General features: G+C 49.1%; 21 protein-coding genes. 17 read left to right on the top strand and 4 right to left on the bottom strand.

Translation table 11 applies throughout. The features are described 5' to 3' along the window. The first annotated feature begins 138 nt into the window (after positions 1-138). From agaV to ACTRC3_RS09630, 3 genes are all read left to right on the top strand, one after another. Positions 139-615: a PTS N-acetylgalactosamine transporter subunit IIB gene (agaV, locus tag ACTRC3_RS09640; protein ID WP_158365052.1), complete on the top strand. Its 477-nt coding sequence runs from the start codon at positions 139-141 to the stop codon at positions 613-615. Between the two features lie 66 nt (positions 616-681). Then, complete coding sequence (locus ACTRC3_RS09635) at positions 682-1,491, top strand: PTS mannose/fructose/sorbose/N-acetylgalactosamine transporter subunit IIC (protein WP_440322908.1); 810 nt, start codon at positions 682-684, stop codon at positions 1,489-1,491. Continuing rightward, on the top strand, positions 1,481-2,302 hold the full coding sequence (locus ACTRC3_RS09630; protein ID WP_440322907.1) for a PTS system mannose/fructose/sorbose family transporter subunit IID: 822 nt from the start codon (positions 1,481-1,483) through the stop codon (positions 2,300-2,302). Before ACTRC3_RS09635 ends, ACTRC3_RS09630 begins: the two co-directional genes overlap by 11 nt. Before the next feature lie 194 nt (positions 2,303-2,496). Here the strand turns inward: ACTRC3_RS09630 and ACTRC3_RS09625 are convergent, their stop codons facing one another. Next, complete coding sequence (locus ACTRC3_RS09625; protein ID WP_440322906.1) at positions 2,497-3,903, bottom strand: amidophosphoribosyltransferase; 1,407 nt, start codon at positions 3,901-3,903, stop codon at positions 2,497-2,499. 235 nt (positions 3,904-4,138) lie between these two features. Here ACTRC3_RS09625 and fba point away from each other — a divergent pair, with 235 nt between their 5' ends. The 3 genes from fba to ACTRC3_RS09610 all read left to right on the top strand — a co-directional run bounded on the left by fba (position 4,139) and on the right by ACTRC3_RS09610 (position 6,228). After that, complete coding sequence (gene fba, locus ACTRC3_RS09620) at positions 4,139-5,077, top strand: class II fructose-1,6-bisphosphate aldolase (RefSeq protein WP_440322905.1); 939 nt, start codon at positions 4,139-4,141, stop codon at positions 5,075-5,077. Between the two features lie 117 nt (positions 5,078-5,194). Next, positions 5,195-5,716 carry a DUF2752 domain-containing protein gene (locus ACTRC3_RS09615; protein ID WP_440322904.1) on the top strand — a complete coding sequence of 174 codons (522 nt, stop codon included), beginning with the start codon at positions 5,195-5,197 and terminating at the stop codon, positions 5,714-5,716. Positions 5,717-5,844: 128 nt separating this feature from the next. Next, positions 5,845-6,228: a hypothetical protein gene (locus ACTRC3_RS09610; RefSeq protein WP_440322903.1), complete on the top strand. Its 384-nt coding sequence runs from the start codon at positions 5,845-5,847 to the stop codon at positions 6,226-6,228. Here ACTRC3_RS09610 and ACTRC3_RS09605 read toward each other — a convergent pair. Beyond that, the gene (locus ACTRC3_RS09605; protein WP_440322902.1) at positions 6,206-7,774 is read right to left on the bottom strand and encodes an MATE family efflux transporter; all 1,569 of its coding nucleotides are present in this window, start codon (positions 7,772-7,774) and stop codon (positions 6,206-6,208) included. The genes ACTRC3_RS09610 and ACTRC3_RS09605 overlap by 23 nt on opposite strands. A gap of 58 nt (positions 7,775-7,832) precedes the next feature. Here ACTRC3_RS09605 and ACTRC3_RS09600 point away from each other — a divergent pair, with 58 nt between their 5' ends. Next, on the top strand, positions 7,833-8,393 hold the full coding sequence (locus ACTRC3_RS09600; RefSeq protein WP_440322901.1) for a manganese efflux pump MntP: 561 nt from the start codon (positions 7,833-7,835) through the stop codon (positions 8,391-8,393). Here ACTRC3_RS09600 and ACTRC3_RS09595 read toward each other — a convergent pair. Next, a complete protein-coding gene (locus ACTRC3_RS09595; RefSeq protein WP_440322900.1) occupies positions 8,382-10,922 on the bottom strand; it encodes a cation-translocating P-type ATPase in 2,541 nt (846 codons plus the stop codon). The genes ACTRC3_RS09600 and ACTRC3_RS09595 overlap by 12 nt on opposite strands. A 283-nt stretch (positions 10,923-11,205) precedes the next feature. Here ACTRC3_RS09595 and guaA point away from each other — a divergent pair, with 283 nt between their 5' ends. Together guaA and ACTRC3_RS09585 are read left to right on the top strand one after the other, a co-directional pair. After that, a complete protein-coding gene (gene guaA, locus ACTRC3_RS09590) occupies positions 11,206-12,783 on the top strand; it encodes a glutamine-hydrolyzing GMP synthase (RefSeq protein WP_440322899.1) in 1,578 nt (525 codons plus the stop codon). 304 nt (positions 12,784-13,087) lie between these two features. Next, a complete protein-coding gene (locus ACTRC3_RS09585) occupies positions 13,088-13,204 on the top strand; it encodes a putative holin-like toxin (RefSeq protein WP_416862063.1) in 117 nt (38 codons plus the stop codon). A gap of 146 nt (positions 13,205-13,350) precedes the next feature. Here ACTRC3_RS09585 and ACTRC3_RS09580 read toward each other — a convergent pair whose 3' ends face one another. After that, positions 13,351-13,878, bottom strand: a complete 528-nt coding sequence (locus ACTRC3_RS09580) for a helix-turn-helix domain-containing protein (protein WP_440322898.1) — start codon at positions 13,876-13,878, stop codon at positions 13,351-13,353. A gap of 154 nt (positions 13,879-14,032) precedes the next feature. Between ACTRC3_RS09580 and ACTRC3_RS09575 the strand changes: the two genes are divergently transcribed. From ACTRC3_RS09575 to ACTRC3_RS09540, 8 genes are all read left to right on the top strand, one after another. After that, the gene (locus ACTRC3_RS09575) at positions 14,033-14,236 is read left to right on the top strand and encodes an ICEBs1 excisionase (protein ID WP_440322897.1); all 204 of its coding nucleotides are present in this window, start codon (positions 14,033-14,035) and stop codon (positions 14,234-14,236) included. Between the two features lie 12 nt (positions 14,237-14,248). Next, positions 14,249-15,310, top strand: coding sequence for a tyrosine-type recombinase/integrase (locus ACTRC3_RS09570; protein WP_440322896.1), 1,062 nt, complete (start codon positions 14,249-14,251; stop codon positions 15,308-15,310). Further along, positions 15,311-15,682 carry a plasmid mobilization protein gene (locus ACTRC3_RS09565; RefSeq protein WP_158365041.1) on the top strand — a complete coding sequence of 124 codons (372 nt, stop codon included), beginning with the start codon at positions 15,311-15,313 and terminating at the stop codon, positions 15,680-15,682. A gap of 107 nt (positions 15,683-15,789) precedes the next feature. Beyond that, positions 15,790-16,758: an AAA family ATPase gene (locus ACTRC3_RS09560; protein WP_440322895.1), complete on the top strand. Its 969-nt coding sequence runs from the start codon at positions 15,790-15,792 to the stop codon at positions 16,756-16,758. Positions 16,759-17,025: 267 nt separating this feature from the next. Then, positions 17,026-18,366, top strand: a complete 1,341-nt coding sequence (locus ACTRC3_RS09555; protein WP_440322909.1) for a plasmid recombination protein — start codon at positions 17,026-17,028, stop codon at positions 18,364-18,366. A gap of 15 nt (positions 18,367-18,381) precedes the next feature. Continuing rightward, on the top strand, positions 18,382-18,690 hold the full coding sequence (locus ACTRC3_RS09550; protein ID WP_440322894.1) for a hypothetical protein: 309 nt from the start codon (positions 18,382-18,384) through the stop codon (positions 18,688-18,690). A 244-nt stretch (positions 18,691-18,934) separates the two neighbouring features. Next, a complete protein-coding gene (locus ACTRC3_RS09545; protein WP_158365038.1) occupies positions 18,935-19,255 on the top strand; it encodes a helix-turn-helix domain-containing protein in 321 nt (106 codons plus the stop codon). Positions 19,256-19,341: 86 nt separating this feature from the next. Then, a complete protein-coding gene (locus tag ACTRC3_RS09540; protein ID WP_186873831.1) occupies positions 19,342-19,557 on the top strand; it encodes a hypothetical protein in 216 nt (71 codons plus the stop codon). The last annotated feature ends 155 nt before the right edge of the window (positions 19,558-19,712 follow it).

The following is a 19,712-nucleotide window of genomic DNA, read 5'->3' as shown; positions in this document are numbered from 1 at the left end:
GAATAAATTTGATTAACAGAAACTAAAAACAACACGAAGTCAACTAAAAACTACAAATACAAAAAGAATCAAATAAGATATAATAAAGTCACCTTGAAGGGGATTTTCGGGGTACATCATAACAAGGAGGGAATGAAAATGCCCAATATCGTTTTAACACGTATTGACAACCGTCTGGTTCACGGACAGGTTGCAACACAGTGGTGTGGAACCATCGGCGCAAACTTAATCCTGGTAGCCAATGATGAAGTGGCTGGTAACAAGCTTCGTCAGGGACTGATGGATATGGCAGCTCCGGCATATGCTTCCATGCGTTACTGGACTATTGAAAAGACCATCTCTACTATTCACAAGGCATCTGATAAGCAGCTGATTTTCATTGTATGTGAGAATCCGCAGGATGTACTGAAGCTGGTAGAAGGCGGCGTGCCGATCAAGAAGGTAAACATCGGCAACATGCATATGGCAGACGGCAAGCGTCAGGTTGCAGGCTCTGTAGCCGTAGACGACGCAGATGTAGCTGCATTTGCAAAGCTTCGTGATCTGGGTGTGGAGCTCGAGATTCGTCGTGTTCCGACCGAGGCAGCGGAGAACATTGAGAAGCTGTTCAAATAAGTTGTGAATTCCTATGAGGGGGATTTTAAGCAGCTTTATACTATTGGAAAGGAGATTGTATAAATCATGAGTTTTAATGCAATTCAGATTTTACTGGTTGCTGTATGGTCCTTCATCGTGGCCATCGACCAGTTCGACTTATTGGAATCTCTGTACCAGCCTATCGTAACAGGAGCAGTCATCGGAGCAATCCTTGGCGACCTGCAGACAGGACTTATCGTAGGTGGTACTTATCAGTTAATGACTATCGGTAACATGCCGGTTGGTGGAGCTCAGCCGCCTAACGCCGTAATCGGTGGAATCATGGCTACTGTATTCGCTATCTCTTCTGGTCTTGACACCAGCGCAGCAGTTGGACTTGCTGTTCCGTTCGCTCTGATCGGTCAGTACATGGTAACTCTGCTGTTCACCGTTATGTCCCCGCTGATGTCTACAGCGGACAAGATGGCTGAGAAGGCTGATACAAAGGGTATCGTTCGTCTGAACTACCTGGCTATGGGCGCTCTGGGACTTCTGTTCGCTATCGTTTGTGTAGCTGGTCTGCTTGGCGGAAGCGCACTTGGCGAGACTCTGACCGCTATTTCTGAGAAATACGCTTGGATCATGACTGGTCTCAGCACCGCTGGTGGAATGATGCGTTTCGTTGGATTTGCTATTTTGCTTCGTATCATGCTTTCCAACGACCTGTGGGGAATCTATTTCGCAGGTTTCACACTTGCTACTATCATCGGCTACATCCCGGATCTGAGCGGTTCTGCTCTGCTTCTGGTAGCTTTTGTTGGTATCGCAATTGCACTGTACGACTTCCAGACTCGCGTTGCTATTAAGCAGAACGCTGGAAATGGTGGAAACGGAGGTGAAGAGGATGGCATCTAATGCTACAACTTACAAGGATTTAACACCGGCTCAGCCGCTTGATAAAAAAACTCTTAACAAAATGGTATGGCGTTCTCTGAATCTGCAGGGTTCTTTCAACTATGAGAGAATGCAGGCAGCAGGATGGCTTTACTGTATCCTTCCGGGACTGGAGAAAATCCATACCGATAAGGATGACCTTTCAACTTCTATGCAGCACAACCTGGAGTTCTTCAATACTCATCCGTTCCTGGTAACATTCGTAATGGGTATTGTACTTTCTCTGGAGCAGCAGAAGGCAGACATCAACACAATCCGTGCGGTACGTGTTGCAGCTATGGGACCCCTGGGTGGTATCGGTGACGCTCTGTTCTGGTTTACTCTGGTTCCGATTACAGCAGGTATTACAGCGAACATGGCTATCAACGGTTCTATTGCAGGACCTATCCTGTTCCTGTTAATCTTCAACATTGTTCAGATGGCTCTGCGTTTCTTCCTGATGAACTGGTCCTATGAGCTTGGTTCTAAGGCTATTGAGATTCTGACCGCTAACGCAAAAGAGTTCACTCGTGCAGCTTCTATGCTGGGTGTATTCGTAGTTGGTGCTCTGACATCTAACTATGGTGGAACAACTGTTGCCCTGACCATCGAGAACGGCGATAGCCCGATCGTTATCCAGAGCATTCTGGATGGCATCCTGCCGAAGCTGATTCCGCTTGGCATTACTCTTGGCCTGTACTTCCTGATTAAGAAGAAGGGCTGGACTCCGGTAGCCTGCATCGGTCTGCTTCTGGTAGTAGGTATTCTGGGAGCACTGGTAGGAATCTTCTAAGGTATTTGAGAATTACATAGTGGCTTATGCTTCTCGAAAGAGAGTGATATAGGCGACGGTTATGATAACCTGAAATCCCAGAGAGGGCGCTGTTTTCCGACATGAGTCGGTAAGCAGCGCCCTCTCTTTATAATAAAACGAACGAAAAAGAGCCGGACTGCGCCGCAGTCTGGCTCTTTTTCTGATATCGACAATTACTCCTCGCCGTCCCAGCAGTAGGTGCAGAGCTTACTCTTGTCCAGGCCGGTGGCTTCGATGAGGTCGTCCAGGCGGTTGAAGCGCAAAGTAGTGAAGTTCAGCTGCTTGCGGATTTCTTCTTGCATGGCTTCGTAGCGGGCGGACTCGGGGTCGGCGTATTCCTTCAGAATCTCGTCGGTGACATGGCCGTTTTCCAGCTTTTCGATGACCCGGCGGGAGATCAGCTCCATTTCCGAGGTGGAGCGGGAGAAGTTCAGGTATTTGCAGCCGTACAGGATAGGCGGACATGCAGGTCGGATATGGACTTCTTTGGCTCCGCTGTGGTACAGGAATTCGGTGGTCTCACCCAACTGGGTGCCGCGGACAATGGAGTCGTCGATGAGCAGCAGGCTCTTGCCTTCGATCAGGTCGTGGACCGGGATCAGCTTCATTTTCGCGATCAGGTTCCGTTTGCTCTGGATCGTGGGCATGAAGGAGCGGGGCCAGGTGGGTGTGTATTTGATAAAGGGACGGGAAAACGGGATTCCTGAGGCGTTGGAGTATCCGATGGCGGCTGCCAGACCGCTGTCGGGGACGCCTGCGACGGTGTCAGGCTTGACGTTGTCCCGTTTAGCCATCAGTTCACCGCTGCGGTAGCGCATTTTTTCGACGCTCAGGCCTTCGTAGGTGCTGGATGGGTAGCCGTAATAGACCCACAGGAAGGTGCAGATCTTCATGTCCTTTCCGGGGGTAATCAGGGTCTTGTAGCCCTCCGGGGTGATGATATCTACTTCGCCGGGTCCCAGGACATGTTCGGTATCGTAGCCCAGATTCAGATAGGCAAAATCTTCGAAGGAGACACAGTAGGCCTCCTCTTTCTTTCCGATGACCAGGGGTGTCCGTCCCAGGCGGTCACGGGCCGCGTAGATGCCCTTCGGGGTCAGAATCAGAAAGCTTAAAGAGCCGTCGATCTGTTCCTGGGCATAGCGGATGCCGTCGATCAGATTCAGCTTCTGGTTGATGAGGGCTGCCACCAGTTCAGTGGGGTTGATGTCGCCGCCGCTCATTTCCAGAAAATGTGCATTTCCACGATCAAAGATCTGTTTGGTCAGCTCTTTTGCGTTATTGATGCGGCCTACGGTGGTGATAGCGAAGGTGCCGTGGTGGGAGCGTACCAGCAGCGGCTGGGGCTCGTAGTCGGAGATGCAGCCTACGCCTAAGTTTCCTTTCATTTCCTGCATGTCCCGATCGAACTTGGTTCGAAACGGAGTGTTTTCGATGTTGTGGATGGCGCGGTCGAAGCCATTTTCACCATAGACGGCCATACCGCCCCGGCGTGTTCCCAGATGGGAATGGTAGTCGGTTCCGAAAAACAGGTCAAACAAACAGTCGCTTTTGGATGCGACGCCAAATAATCCTCCCATAATTTCTCCCTTTTTCTTCTTTATAATATAGTAAAAAATGATGTGCCAACATGTATAACGGTAGCACAGATTGGCGCATAAGTCCAGAAGTTAGAGGAAAAATGGCATATTTATCATTATATGAACAAAAAGCTTGTTTTTACACATTTTTTTCAAATTTTGCATTGATGAAAATACAATTTTGTAGTATACTAAGCACGATCCTAAAAATATCATGTAAAGTGAGGAGATAATCATGGCATTAGTTACAACAACAGAGATGTTTAAGAAAGCCTATGAAGGCGGCTACGCTATCGGTGCTTTCAACGTAAACAACATGGAGATCGTTCAGGCTATCACAGAGGCAGCTGGAGAGCTGAAGTCCCCGGTTATTCTGCAGGTTTCCGCAGGCGCAAGAAAGTATGCAAACGCTACTTATCTGAGAAAGCTTGTTGAGGCAGCAGTTATCGAGAACCCGGATATTCCGATCGCTCTGCATCTGGATCACGGCGCAGATTTCGATATCTGCAAGTCCTGTGTAGACGGTGGATTTACTTCCGTTATGATCGATGCATCCAAGTATCCGTTCCAGGAGAACATCGAGATCACAAAGAAGGTTGTTGAGTATGCACATGCTCACGGCGTAGTAGTAGAGGCAGAGCTTGGTAAGCTTGCCGGTATCGAGGATGATGTAAAGGTTTCTGCTGAGGATTCTTCTTATACACAGCCGGAAGAGGTTGAGGAGTTCGTTGACAAGACTGGTGTTGACTCTCTGGCAATCGCTATCGGTACAAGCCACGGCGCATTCAAGTTCAAGCCGGGCACAAAGCCGCAGCTTCGTTTCGATATCCTGCATGAGATCGAGAAGAAGATCCCGGGATTCCCGATCGTTCTTCATGGCGCTTCCAGCGTACCGCAGGAGTATGTAAAGATCATCAACGAGAACGGCGGAGCTCTGAAGGATGCTATCGGTGTTCCGGAGGATCAGCTGCGTGAGGCTGCCAGATCTGCAGTCTGCAAGATTAACATCGACTCTGACCTTCGTCTGGGTCTGACAGCAGGTATCCGCGAGGTTATGTTCGCTCATCCGGATTACTTCGATCCGAGACAGTACCTGACCGTAGCTCGTCAGAACGTAAAGGATGTTGTTGCTCACAAGATTCAGGACGTACTGGGAAGCGCAGGAAAGGCTTAAGTCTTACTGACGAAACCGAATATTTCAGAGGACCGCAGAGAGATCTGCGGTCTTCTTTGTTTATGCGGGCAACGAGTCAAATTCGCGAAACGTATTTTGTCTCATTTAGGAGGAAACATGTATCAGCGTATCAGGAAGGGCCTAAAGCTGATTGGAAAAGATATTCATGCCCTGCTTCCGGCGATTGCGGCACTGGCGGTATATTGGACGGTGACGCATCTTTTGTTTGACCGGTTTTGTCCCATGCAGATTCTGCTTGGGCTGCCGTGCCCGGGCTGCGGGATGACCCGGGCGCTGGGACTGGTTCTGACGGGACATTTGGCTGTGGCGTGGAAAATGCAGCCGCCGGTATACGGATGGATGGTGGCGGGAGTCGTGTTTGGTGTACAGCGTTACCTGGTGAATCGTGAGGAATTCGAACCGGAGGAGGAAATCCGGGATTGCATAAAAAGTGGAAAATCGAAAGCAGATGTGGAAAATCGAAGAAGTAAACAGGCAAAAATGTGGACATGGGTTCTGATTGTTCTGCTGCTCTGGGAGATTGGTCTGTATCTGTGGCGTATGATATATGGTTTCCCGGTGAGCGTGGAAGATCCGGGGTGGACCCTGTATGAGGTGGTGCATGCCATATTTGCTTAGGAAACAGTTGGGAAAAGGTTAAGGTTTTATGAAATCTGTTGCCGGAACTGCCGGAAAATGATACACTGAGGAAGAAACAGACAGGGCGGCGAGACTCGTTGAAGCCACAGAGAAGAGGGAGATACGTTATGGACGACATGTACAACAACGACATTGTAAATGAGAATGTAAATCAGGCAACGGAGAATGCTTACCAGCAGTCCGCTTCAGATCCATATCAGAAATCGGTGCAGGAGCAATTACAGTATCAGTACCGGGAGCCGGAAACCGATCTGGAAGAACCGATCAGCATGGGCGAATGGTTGGTTACGATGCTGTTGATGCTGATTCCCTGTGTGAATATTGTATTAATGTTTGTGTGGGCCTTCAGCAGCAAGGAAAAGAAGAGTAAGTCCAATTATTTTAAGGCGGCGCTGATCTTTGCGGCGATTGTCCTTGTGCTTTATATCATTTTGATTGCTATCTTTGGTGTAGCGATTACATCGATGATCAGCTCCAATTATGCTTATTAAAAGGGGGAGGCAGCCAGCGCCCGGAGCGATACTCGTATCCGGAGATAAGGCTGTTTAAGAGCCAGCCCAGGGGAATGGCGTACCAGACAAAGGCAGCGCCGAAGCGTGGGGCAAGGAGAGCAGCGAATAGAACCCGGAAGGTCAGGTTTGCCAGATTTGCCAGTGTAAACATACCCATATCGGCGGCTCCGCGTAAGACTCCGTCGGTACACATTTTCAGACCGATGAGGGCGAAAAAGAAGTTGATGAAATGCAGGTATTGTACGCCGGTTTCCAGAGCGAGATTTGTTCCGCCGGGGCCGAGAAATGAGGCGCTCAGCGGACGGGCGGACAACAGAAGAAAGATACAGAGGAGTACGGCAAAGCCACCGGCGAGCGCGAGAGCGGCACGGTAGCCCTGACGTACTCTTTTTATATAGTGGAGAGAAGTCTCAGCGTCTGCCTCAGGGGAGCTGAGATTTTTTGGGGCGGTATCATGAGCCTGGGAAAGCGGCTCTGTGCTGACAATAGCTTTTCCGGCGGCTCCCAGGTTCTGGGAAGTATAAGCGGACATGGCCTGCCCCAGAGCCGACATGGGAACGATGCAGAAGCTCTCCAGCCGGGAAGCTGCCGCGTAGCCGGCAAGCACCTGGGAGCCGAATGGATTGATGACAGCCTGGACCAGCATGGCGCCGATGGAGACGGTAGCCTGCTGGAAGATAGAAGGAAGAGCGATGCGGGTGATGGCGGCGAGTTCGGTAAGGCTGAACAGGGTGATGGAAAGGGCAGAGTGATGCTCTATGCCGTCGGACATCGGATGTACAGGAATTTCAGAGTCCGGGCTTTGGCGTAAGGGAGATTCCGCTATGGATTTATCGCAAGAATCCGTAAGGGGCTCTGGAGCGGTACATTGATTTAGCGTTCGGCGAAACAGAAGGAAAGAAAGAACCGCTGATACCGTCTGGGCAGCCAGCGTCGCCCAGGCGGCTCCTTCGATGCCGAGCTTCAGCCCGCAGACCAGACACAGATCCAGCCCAATGTTTAGTGCGGAAGAAAAAATCAACAGATACAGCGGCACCCGGGAGCGTCCCAGGGCGTTGAACATAGCGGAAAGCACATTGTACAGGAAGAGAAAGGGCAAGCCCAGAAAATAGATCATCAGATAAGCAGAAGCCATCGGCAGCACATTTCCCGGCGTATGCAAAGCACGAAGAATGGCACTGCAGAACAAAAGACCGAAAGCGGAAAGCAGCAGGCTTAAGACCAGAAAGGTCATGAGCGCCGTGCGGATGCAGAGTCGAAGCCGCAGGTATTCCCGCGCGCCAAAATATCGCCCGGTTAATACACCTGCACCCACGCCACCTCCGATGGCGATACAGATAAACACATTGGTCAGGGCATAGGACGCGCCGATGGCGGCGAGCGCGTCTTCCCCCACGAAGCGCCCGACGATCATGGAGTCAGCCATGGTATAAAACTGTTGAAACAGATTGCCCACCATCATGGGAAGGGCGAAGAGCCATAGGGCTTTTAAGGGTTTTTCACGCAGCAAGTATTCTTTTTCCATAAACACAGCTCCTTTTTCTGGAATATGATAAAAGAAACCAAGTAAATCTGGTGGAAATATGGTTTCTGTTCTGACACAGATTTTTTTACTGGCGGCGGCCCTGTCAGCCGATATCTTTGCCGTCGGTTTCACATACGGAGCAGGTGGAATTCGGCTGTCTCCTGCAGCGGCGTTCCTGCTGACGGGTATTCCAGCTGTGATTCTGACTCTGTCCATGGGGCTTGGCGGCGCGGCAGGAAGTTATTTTCCGGAGATCGCAGGGCGAATGTTCGGGGCCGTGATACTGGCAGGCCTCGGCGTCTGGAGCCTGCTGGATCGCTCAGACCATGAAGAAGTGGCAAAAGCGGATAAAAATCAGGACCGTTTTGTGACTTGTCCGGAGGCTCTGACTTTAAGCGTGGCGCTGTCGCTGGACAGTCTGGCAGGCGGCGTGGGCGCAGGCAGGGAAGAAGTATTCTATCTGGCCGCGGCTTTTCTTTTCGGCATCGTTACGGGTTTGACAGCGTTGCTGCTGGGAGAACATGCCGGGAAATGTGTGAGTGGGCGCTTACCATTTCGTCCAAGCCAGGTGGGGGGAGGGCTGCTGCTGGTGTTGGCGGTACTAAAATTATTGTGTTAAAATCAGCAGCTCATGGGCCAGCAGCGGCGCGGCCGACAGTAAAATTAGCCTTGCCCATTCCCCGGGAGCCAGCCTACAGGTACCGAAGGCCGTCACAAAATACGGAAATTCCGTCACAAGAACCTGCAGTCCGATTCCGATAGCGAAAGCGGCCAGCATCAGTTTATTTTCCAGATGATTCATACGGAACAGGCTGGTCTCCACATCCCGCATGCCCACTGCATGGAAGAGCTGTGAGATACCAAGCACTGTAAATGCATAGGTCTGGCAGCGGGCCAAAAGCTGCGGCTCGACCAGAAGCAGACGCAGGTTCGTTAAAGTAAGTGGCAACCCTACGCCACGCAGCAGAGCCACGGGCAGGCAGAGAAAGGCCGCCGTACTGATAAACGCAATCAGAAAACCGTAGAGCAGTGTGCAGGAAAGTCCGCCTGAAGCGAACAGATTCTCATTCTTCGGGCGAGGTGGCTGGCGCATGAAATGCGCCGGATTCTCTGGATCCACACCGAGGGCCAGCGCAGGCAGACTGTCGGTAATCAGGTTAATCCAGAGAATGTGGCTGGGCTTCAGCGGCGAACTGAAATTCATCAGAATCGCCGCCAGCATGGTCATGATTTCCCCGAAATTCGAGGAGAGCAGGAACAGCACGGCCTTTTTAATATTGGCGTAGATGCCGCGACCTTCGGCGATGGCTTTGGCGATGGTAGCGAAATTGTCATCCGTCAGGATAAGATCGGCGGCATTTTTCGCCACATCGGTACCGGTGATTCCCATGGCCACGCCCACATCAGCGGTCTTCAGGGAGGGCGCGTCATTAACGCCGTCGCCGGTCATGGCCACGATGTGGCCGGAAGATTTCAGCGCTCGGACAATGCGCACCTTATGTTCAGGAGATACCTGGGCAAAGACGGAACAGCGTTCCGCTTCCTGCGCAAAGTCCGGGTCAGACAGTCTGTCGATCTGCGCGCCACTCAGACAGTCTGAGGGCTTCGCCGCAATACCGAGCTCCCGTGCAATCACAAAGGCGGTATCAGGCCGGTCCCCGGTAATCATGACCGTCCGCACGCCTGCTTTCCGAAAATCCCGTACAGCCTGTACAGCTTCCGGGCGGATGGGGTCCATCATTCCGGCGAGACCCAGAAAGGTCAGACTCTTTTCCTGGGGCTGGCGGTCATTGGTTCGCATTGCGATGGCCAGCAGGCGGAGTGCCTGGTTGGAGAGCGTGTGCAGAGCTGTTTCAATGGTGCGGCGCATGGATGGCTCCAGGGGCATGACACGGTCGTCCGACAAAATTGTGTCACACCGCTTCAGAATCTCGTCAGGAGAACCCTTCGTATAGGAAATGGAGCCGTTGCCATGTCGGTGTAGTGTGGTCATCATTTTCCGCTCGGAATCAAAGGCGATTTCCCCGATGCGGGGCTGCTCCCGTTCCAAATCAGGGCGGGACAGATCAAAGCGGGCGGCCAGATCCAGCAGTGCCAGCTCGGTGGGATCGCCCAGACGGGAATCTGATTCCAGGACAGCGTCGTTGCAGAGGGTCAGTCCGGTGAGAAAAAGCTTGTCGTGATCCGGACGTAGTCCGGCGGCTTCTCGGATTTGCCCGTCGGTCCAGCAGACGGTGACGGTCATGCGATTCTGGGTCAGGGTACCGGTTTTGTCAGAGCAGACCACGCTGACGCAGCCAAGGGTTTCCACACTGGGAAGACGTTTCACGATAGTATTGACTCGAACCATGCGGGAGACGCTTAAGGCCAGCACCAGCGTGACAACGGCGGGCAGTCCTTCGGGAACCGCGGCTACAGCCAGAGAAATGGCCGTAATCAGCATTTCCGGGATATCCCGGCGCTGAAGGACAGCGACGACGAACAGCAGGGCGCAGAGGGTCACAGAGACAATGCTTAGGATCCGTCCCAGATCGGCCAGGCGGTGCTGGAGCGGCGTGGTTTCTGAGTGCTCATTTTCAATAAGGCGGGCGATACGCCCCATCTGTGTATCCATGCCGACGGCCGTGACGACGCCTTCGCCCCGTCCATAGGTGACATTGGTTGACATAAATGCCTGATTGTGCCGTCCCAGATCCTTCTCTACCGGAACAGATTCACCGGTCAGGGCGGACTCCTCGATTTTCAGGCTGGAGACGGAGGTTAGCGTGAGGTCGGCGGGAACCTGCCGTCCGGCGTCCAGGCAGACGATATCACCGGGAATCAGATCACGGGCCGGAATTTCCACGAGTCTGCCATTTTCCCGAATGAGGGCGGTGGGGCTGGTCATCTGCTTCAGGGCGTCCAGAGCCTTCTGGGCTTTGCCCTCCTGCACAACGCCGACAAACGCATTTACCAGAATGACGGTCAGGATAATGGCGGCGTCGCTGGCCTCTCCCAGAAGGATGGAAATGGCCGCGGCTACAAACAGCACAAAAATCAGTGGGTCGTTCAACTGCTCTAAAAAGGTTTCGAGGGACGTTTTGCGATGAACATCCAGTAGAATATTTTGTCCGCGCGCAGGAGCAGCGGGGGTGTCAGCGTATTTCATAGGGTGTGGATCCTTTCCTGTTTGTCTTAGGATATGAAAAAAAGGACAAAGGTATACCAGATTTCGGGCTTGCCAAGGGTGGTGGGATCGCCTATAATGTAAATGAAATAGTTCAGGCATACTGCTGTGCAGCAGCGGAGAGCTCCGCATATGTGCGCGAAATTACACGAAAGCGTGATTTCTGTGCAGCGCGAAGCGTGTTACCGCGAACGAAGTGAGCAGTAACGATTTTGCGAATGGCGCGACTGAACGTACGCAATAAGAAAACAGGAGGATATACGGATTGAATAGAGAAATGGTTATAGTTCTCGACTTCGGCGGTCAGTACAATCAGCTGGTGGCACGCCGCGTCAGAGAATGTAATGTATACTGCGAAATCTACTCTTACAAGACCGATATCGAGAAGATCAAAGCCATGAATCCCAAGGGAATTATCCTGACGGGAGGACCGAACAGCTGTTACGAGCCGGATTCACCGACCTACACGGACGAGCTGTTCAAGCTTGGTATTCCGGTGCTGGGTCTGTGCTATGGCGCGCAGCTCATGAGCCATGTGCTCGGGGGCAAGGTGGAGCGCGCGGATGTGAGAGAGTATGGTAAGACTGAAGTGCTCATCGACAAGACTGCGTCCAAGGTGTTTGAGGGCGTAAGTCCGAAGACTATCTGCTGGATGAGCCACTTTGACTATATTTCTAAGGTGGCACCCGGCTTTGAAATCACAGCCCACACTGCAGACTGCCCGGTGGCAGCCGCTGAGGACGAGGCGCATAAGCTTTACGCGATTCAGTTCCATCCGGAGGTGCTGCATACCGCTGAGGGAACGAAGATGATCAATAACTTCGTGAAGAATGTCTGCCAGTGCGCAGGCGACTGGAAGATGGACGCTTTCGTAGAGAACACGATCAAAGACATCCGCGCGAAGGTTGGCGACGGCCGTGTACTGCTGGCCCTGTCCGGCGGCGTGGATTCCTCTGTAGCGGCAGGACTTCTGTCCAGAGCCATCGGCAAGCAGCTGACCTGTGTATTTGTGGATCACGGTCTCCTTCGTAAAAATGAGGGCGATGAGGTAGAACATATATTCGGACCGAACGGCCAGTTTGACCTGAACTTTATCCGTGTCAACGCCCAGGAGCGTTACTATAAGAAGCTGGCAGGCGTGACTGAACCGGAGGCAAAGCGTAAGATCATCGGCGAGGAATTCATCCGTATTTTCGAGGAAGAGGCGAAGAAGATCGGCGCTGTGGATTTCCTGGCCCAGGGAACCATTTACCCGGACGTGGTAGAGAGTGGTCTTGGCGGAGAATCCGCAGTGATTAAGTCTCACCATAACGTAGGCGGTCTTCCGGATTTCGTTGATTTCAAGGAAATCATTGAACCTCTGCGGGACCTGTTTAAGGACGAGGTCCGTAAAGCGGGTCTGGAGCTTGGCCTTCCGGAAAGCCTGGTATTCCGTCAGCCCTTCCCGGGTCCCGGTCTGGGTATCCGTATCATCGGCGAGGTCAATGCCGAGAAGGTACGTATCGTCCAGGACGCTGACTTCATCTACCGGGATGAGGTAGATAAGGCGGCCGCAGCTTACAAGAAGGAACATGGTGAGAACCCGAAGTGGCTGCCGAACCAGTACTTCGCAGCTCTGACCAATATGCGTTCCGTAGGCGTTATGGGGGACGAGAGAACTTATGATTATGCCGTAGCGTTAAGAGCGGTGAATACCATTGATTTTATGACCGCAGAGGCAGCAGAGATACCGTTTGCGGTGCTGCAGAGCGTCATGAGCAGAATTATCAATGAAGTGCGGGGAGTCAATCGAGTATTTTATGATTTGACCAGTAAGCCGCCTGGAACGATTGAGTTCGAGTAACAGACAGAACCCTGGAAATGCTGATAGAATGGGCATTTCTGGGGCCTTTTTATGTGGATTGGCTCTAAAATGGCTCTAATTAGGTGATGAATACTGGGGTTATGGCGGGTATCATGATACCTGCAAAGAATGATTGCTATTCCTGAATCTTCATGCTACAATACATCTACAGAAAGTGCCTATGACAGGGTGAGGTAGCCTCCCGAGTTTATGATACCGGGCAACCGGAATACATAGGAAGGGGTGCTAGGTGCCAGTGGCACCTGTTTAGCACCGACCGAAACGGAGTGTAGACGTGGCGCCGATGACAGCTTATGAGATCGTTTCGATTTTCATTGGGATATTAGCATTATTGATGTCCTTTGGAAGCTTGATTGTAGCGTTGCTTGCCTTTCTCGATAAGAGAAACAAGCGAAAATAAAAATGCCTATCCTGTCTGACCCACAGGATAGGCGGTGTCCGTAAGGACATTTCTTTAGCCTAAACTCGGAGCATCCACCATTGGAGTGGGTGCTTTCTGTTTACTTAAATACTAGCATCTTATGTCTGATAATTCAAGGGTTTTCTTTAATTCGGATAAAGTTTTACAGAAATCCCAGTAGTCCCCTTTTTCACTATCATGCTATCATCCAGCAAATGATTTCTGATTTCTTCCATGTTATTTTCAAATTCCTGGCGTTCTTCAATGGAGGGCTTTTCTTCACTATTCTCAAAATCTGCTTGTACCTGTTTAGCACGAAGATATGTACATAATTTCTGGTTAATGGCAGGATGAACAAAAGAAATTTTTAGAGTGGAGGGAATGTAATTTCCATTCTTATCCTTTTCAGCCTCAAAATGCATATCTGTCTGTTCATCCATTTTAAAGAGCAGGGACAGGACATCAGATACGGTTTCAATGTCGAAATCCATGAAAATATTGATACTGATACCCAGCGCATTTGCAATTTTCAGAAGCTGATCTGGTTTTGGGTTGCGTATACCATATTCGTATTTCTTGATAGTTGCAGGGTTTATACCAGACAGTTGTCCAAGCATATCCTGTGAGATTCCACGCATGTTCCGAAAATATTTAATCTTTTCTCCAGTAGTCATGGAAATAGCTCCTTTCGGTTTGATATTCCTATTTTATCACAAAAGAACACATTTGTGCACATAAAATTAAAAAACACTTGACAGACACAAATGTGTACTATAAAATACGAATAAAGGAACACAAAAGTGTACCGGAAAATAACAGGAGAAAGGAATGAGGAGAATGGAAAATACGAAGAAAATGTATGTAACTGCAACGGAAGCGGCGGAGCTGCTGGGAGTATCTAATGGATATGCTTATAAAATCATTCGGGGGTTGAATGACGAGCTGAAAGCGAAAGGATACAGGACAATCAGCGGTAAGGTTCCTACGAAGTATTTTGAGGAAAAGTTTTACGGATTGACGGTAGCTGTGTAAGGAGGTGGTTTTATGCCGGCAACAAGAGATGGGAAGATGTGGCGCAGCCAGTTCTATTATAAGGATTGGCAGGGCGTCAGTCATAAGAAGAACAAGAGGGGATTTAAGACAAAGACAGAAGCGGAACAGTGGGAACGGGATTTTCGACAGCAACAGGAGAAAAATCTGGATATCAATTTTGAGAACTTCGTTCAAATTTATTATGAGGATATGGTACATCGATTGCGTGAGAATACCATGCGGACAAAGAAGTTTATCATTGATTTAAAGATTATTCCGTATTTCAAGAAAAAGAGGGTGTGTGATATTAAGGTTTCGGATGTCCGTGCCTGGCAGAATATGTTGATAAAGAAAGGGTATTCGGAAACATATCTGAAAACAGTCAACAATCAGTTGGCGGCCATTTTCAACTATGCAGTGCGATATTATGATCTGAAAGACAATCCGTGTCGCAAGGCTGGAACCATTGGAAAAAGTCATGCAGGAGAGAGGGAAATTTGGACGAAGCAGGAATTTAAAGAATTTCTTACCACAGTAGAAGATAAGCCAGAAACGAGGATGGCCTTTTTGATTCTGTACTGGACAGGTATGAGAATCGGGGAATTGTTGGCGTTGACTTATAAAGATATTGATTTTGAAAAACGTACGATTTCCGTAAACAAGTCATATCAGCGTCTTGAAGGCAAAGACATTATTACACCGCCCAAAACACCGAAAAGTAAACGGATCATTACGATACCGAACTTTCTGAAAGAAGAATTGGAGGAATATATTTCACATTTGTATGGAGTTATGGAGAATGAAAGAATGTTTCGTTTTACAAAGTCTTATATGGAGCATGAGATGGTTCGAGGGATTAAGGCTTCCGGGGTAAAAAGAATAAGGCTTCATGATCTACGACATTCCCATGCTTCACTGTTGGTAGAGATGGGATTTACACCATTGGCGATTGCGGAGCGATTGGGGCATGAAAAAATCGAGACAACATTGAACACTTATTCCCATCTGTATCCCAATAAACAAGGAGAGCTTGCGGATAGGTTGGAAGAGGAAAACAGTAAGGAGGAGATGTAAATGAGTGGTGTTCACAAATATTCGACCATCAGCTTTCGAGTATCACCCCGAGAGAGGGAGGAGATCGAAGCCAGAATTTTAGCCAGTGGTTTATCCAAGAAAGACTATTTTGTCCGTTCCTGTATTTACAATCAAGTCTGTGTGGTTGGAAAAAAGGAAGTGATTTATCAGTTAGTAGAAGAAGTGAAGGATATGCAGACAAATATTCAGGAAGTGACAGAACAATTTGAACAATCAGAGGTTATCCTGTCTGAAGAAGGGATGCAGGATATGAAAAATGATTGTCTGGACATGTTAAAGGCTATTCTGTGGATGCTGGATGGGGCCAGATATCTATGGGAAGATAAAGAGAAAAATGTCCCTGTCGATTGACAAGGGCATTTCCTTACAAAGGCAGAGCCTATGTAACTATATCTCGCAAATATAGTATAACAAAAGCTCTGCTGAAACTCAATGAAATGTTTTAGTGGAGGATGTAAATGGAAGAAAGAAGAGAGAAAGATTATCGTTTAATCAATATGGATGATGTGGAGGCCAGAAAGGTCGATTGGCTCTGGTATCCCTATATTCCCTACGGGAAGGTATCAATCGTACAGGGAGATCCGGGAGAGGGAAAAACAACATTTATCCTGAGGCTGGCGGCACTGCTCACAAAGGGAGAGCCGCTTCCGGGAGAGGAAGGCCAGAATCCTAGGAAACCTATCAATGTAATTTACCAGAACGCAGAGGATGGACTGGAAGACACCATAAAGCCCCGCCTGCTGGCGGCAGGAGCGGACTGCAGCCGGGTGATGGTTATAGACGAGAGCCTTAAGAGTTTGACCATGACGGACGAGAGACTGGTCAGGGCGATTAAAGAAACGGGGGCGAAAATGGTAGTCTTAGATCCGATACAGGCATATCTGGGTGCTAACGTGGATATGCATCGGGCAAATGAGATCCGGGCAGTCCTGAAACGGCTGGCAAGGATAGCCGAAGAATGTGACTGCGCTATTATCCTTATCGGTCACATGAACAAGGCCAGCGGCAGCAAATCCACCTACCGGGGGCTTGGTTCGATAGATTTTCAGGCAATGGCCCGGAGCGTACTGGTGGTTGGCCGGGTAAAGAACGATCCGACTCTGCGCGTAATCGCCCATGACAAGAGCAGCCTTGCACCGGAGGGCGCTTCGATTGCGTTCCGGCTGGATAAGGAGAATGGCTTTCACTGGGAAGGCCCCTGTGATATCACGGTGGAGGAGCTGCTTTCCGGGACAAGCAAGGGAGAGAAAACAAAGGATGCAAAATCTTTTTTGTTGGAGATTCTGGCGGATGGTCAGAAATCCTGCAATGAAATAATGGACGCAGCAAAGGAGAAAGGTATAAAAAAGAAAACACTCTGGAATGCCAAAAAGGAGTTGAATATTGATAGCGTAAAGGTTGGAAGTCAGTGGTACTGGATGCTGTAGCCGGGGAAGATGGCAAGATTCCCTTTTCTATAGACAGGGGGATCTTGCTATCTTGAACGGCAGAAGCAGAAAGGCGGCGGGTAGCCGCTCCGGCCGTAAGGGCGGAAAAGCCCCCGGCAGGGCGCAATAGCAGCTTTTGATGGACACTTGGGTCTGTCAAAAGTGCTTTTGCGTTACTTTCGGCGAAAGTAACAAAGCCTGCGCCGTTTCCGGCGCTTATAGAACAGATAAAAGGAGAAATGCCTATTGGAGAGAACAATCAGCGGAATGATGGGGAAAGGCTCGGTCAACCACAACACAAGAGCATTTAGCGCGAAGAACGTGGACAAAGAGCGGAGCATCTACAACGTGGAATTTTGCCACAAGAGTATCAAGAAAGTATACCATGAGCTTTTCAATGAAGCCCTGGAACGGTATAACGCAAAGCAGAAACGGAGTGATAGAAAGATAGACAGCTATTATGAGAAAATCCGGCAGAGCAAGCAGGAAAAGCTGTTCCATGAGGTCATTTTCCAAATTGGAAATAAGGATGATACCAATGTGAGGAGTGAGGAGGGACAGCTTGCAAAGGAAATACTGGTAGATTTCATGCAGGATTTTCAGGAGCGGAATCCGAACCTCTATGTGTTTTCGGCACACCTGCACATGGACGAGGAGACGCCGCATGTCCACATAGATTTTGTCCCATTTATCCGTAACAGCAAGCGTGGCCTTGACATCAGAGTATCACTGAAAGGCGCACTGGCGGAGCAGGGATTCCGGGGCGGCACACGGGGCGATACGGAATGGAATCAGTGGATAGAATCAGAGAAGCAGGAGCTTGCTTTGGTCATGGAACACTACGGAGTGCGGTGGAAACAGCTCGGAACCCATAACAAGCATCTATCGGTACTGAATTATGAAAAACAGGAGAGGGAGAAAGAATTACAGGAGCTGCAGCAGACGATTACGTCGAGCAGGGAAGACCTGTTGGACATTTACGATAGGCAGGATGAAGCAAGAGAACGGATAGAACGGACACGTGAAAGAAAGGAGCGATTAGAGGATGAAATAGACGAGCTATTTGCTACCAGTGAAGAACTTCATTCCGATACAGAAGCATTAAAGGAAACCAGAAACCAGTTGCTGTCAGACAATGAGGAATTGGAGAAACAGCAGAAGAAGCTGCAACGGGAACTGGATAAAATGGTGGAATCGAAAGAGGTCATGGAACGAAATATCCATGCTTATGATGAAGAATTGCGGTGGCAGCTTCCGGAGCCGGGAGCTTTAATGAGCGCCAAGGCCTATCGGGACAAGAAGGCGTTGCCGCTGCTGGAAAAACTGAAAGAGCTGGTAAAGAACCTGACGATCAAAAGTGTACAGCTTGCAGAGACGGTGAAAAGGCTGACAGACCGGGTAGATACGCTGGAATCGCAGGTGGGATATCTACGGGAGAAAAACAGAGATCAGCAAGACAGAATCGAGGAGCTGGAGGAGAAAGAAACGAATTTTGAGTATTTGAAAGATTACCTCGGTAAAAGTGAGGTAGAGGGGATTGTGGAATACGCAAGGTCAAAAGAGCAGGCCGACAGAGAAAAGGAACGTTACTATGGAAGAGGCAGATAGGGAGGAAGCGGGAGTATGACAGATATGGAAAAGAAAGTCCTGATGAGGATATGTACTAAAATTGTGGCGGAAACAGAACTTTATGTGACAGATCCGGAAATGCAGAACCTGATAGACTGGGTTTGCGTGTCGGGGCAAATAAAGGAGAATAACAATAGAATCCGGGAACTGACCGGGGAATATAAGCAGATAGAATCGGGATGCAGAGAGGGGGTGAGAGAGAAGCTGGAACGTATGAAAGAGGTCTGTAGGGAACGGGATAATCTATTTGAACAGCAGAATGATTTAAAAGAGCGGCAGCGTCGGATAGAAAAAGCGATGTAATAATGAATGCAGGGGCGTGGCAGTATGTGCTGCGCTTTATAGCTGACAATGTATTTGCTGTTTGACAGTAGAGGAGGAGACAGGTAAAATAGTACATAAAACTGAATAGTTTGAGCTGAATTTTATTTTTTACCCATATACTAAAGCATAATGGAGTATATAGTGAAGTAATATGTGACTAATAAATCTTTTGGTTTATCGGTACAATGTAGGTATCATAGACCAGAGGAGAGGTGTATATTGCTTGCGTGTAGAAGAGTATATTCCATTGAGAATAACAGAGTTATGCGAAAAACGAGGATATACCAAGTACCGCCTATCTCAACTTACAGACATGTCACAAACAGCGTTAGCAAATATTATAAACCAGAAGAGTATACCAACTGTTGTGACACTAGAGAGAATCTGTGAAGCATTCGGCATTACATTAGCGCAGTTCTTTGTCGAAGATGGCGGCAGATTAAATCTGACAGAAGAGCAAAACGAGATACTTGAAATATGGGATGGCTTGGAGACAAAGGAACGGGAAATATTCCTATCCTTTATCAGAAGCCTAAAGAAGTAAGGACAGTTCAACTAGGATTGAGCTGTTCTTTTTTGTATGAGAGGAGAGAACGGGCGCAAAGGAAAAATAAGCAGGAGGATAGACAAATGGAAAAAGAATTAGAATTAACAATAGAAGGATATCTGCTTTGGCAGACCCTTGATTCCTTACCGGAAAATGAACAGCGATTCATTCGATTGATTATTGGATATGGTGCCAGTGGCTTGATTTCAGATGATGATTATAGTTTTCTGTTGCAATACCTGATGGCGAAGGATAAGGAGTTGTATGAGGCCAGGGAGAAGATTAAGAGGCTTTCATAAAGGACGGTTTTGTAGTAGAATAGGGGTGTACAAATCGGAAGTTACAGGAGGAGAGTTTATGGATATGATGTTTGATTTATTTGATTTGATTTTTCCAGTTATGTTTTTACTGATATTTGGGATGATCCTATTTACCTTCATAAGTGGAATAAGAA

Source organism: Laedolimicola sp. (genome assembly GCF_051972735.1).
Taxonomy (GTDB): Bacteria; Bacillota; Clostridia; order Lachnospirales; family Lachnospiraceae; genus Laedolimicola; species Laedolimicola intestinihominis.
Note: the sequence above shows the minus strand (reverse complement) of the source record. Positions and strands in the feature narration are given on the sequence as shown.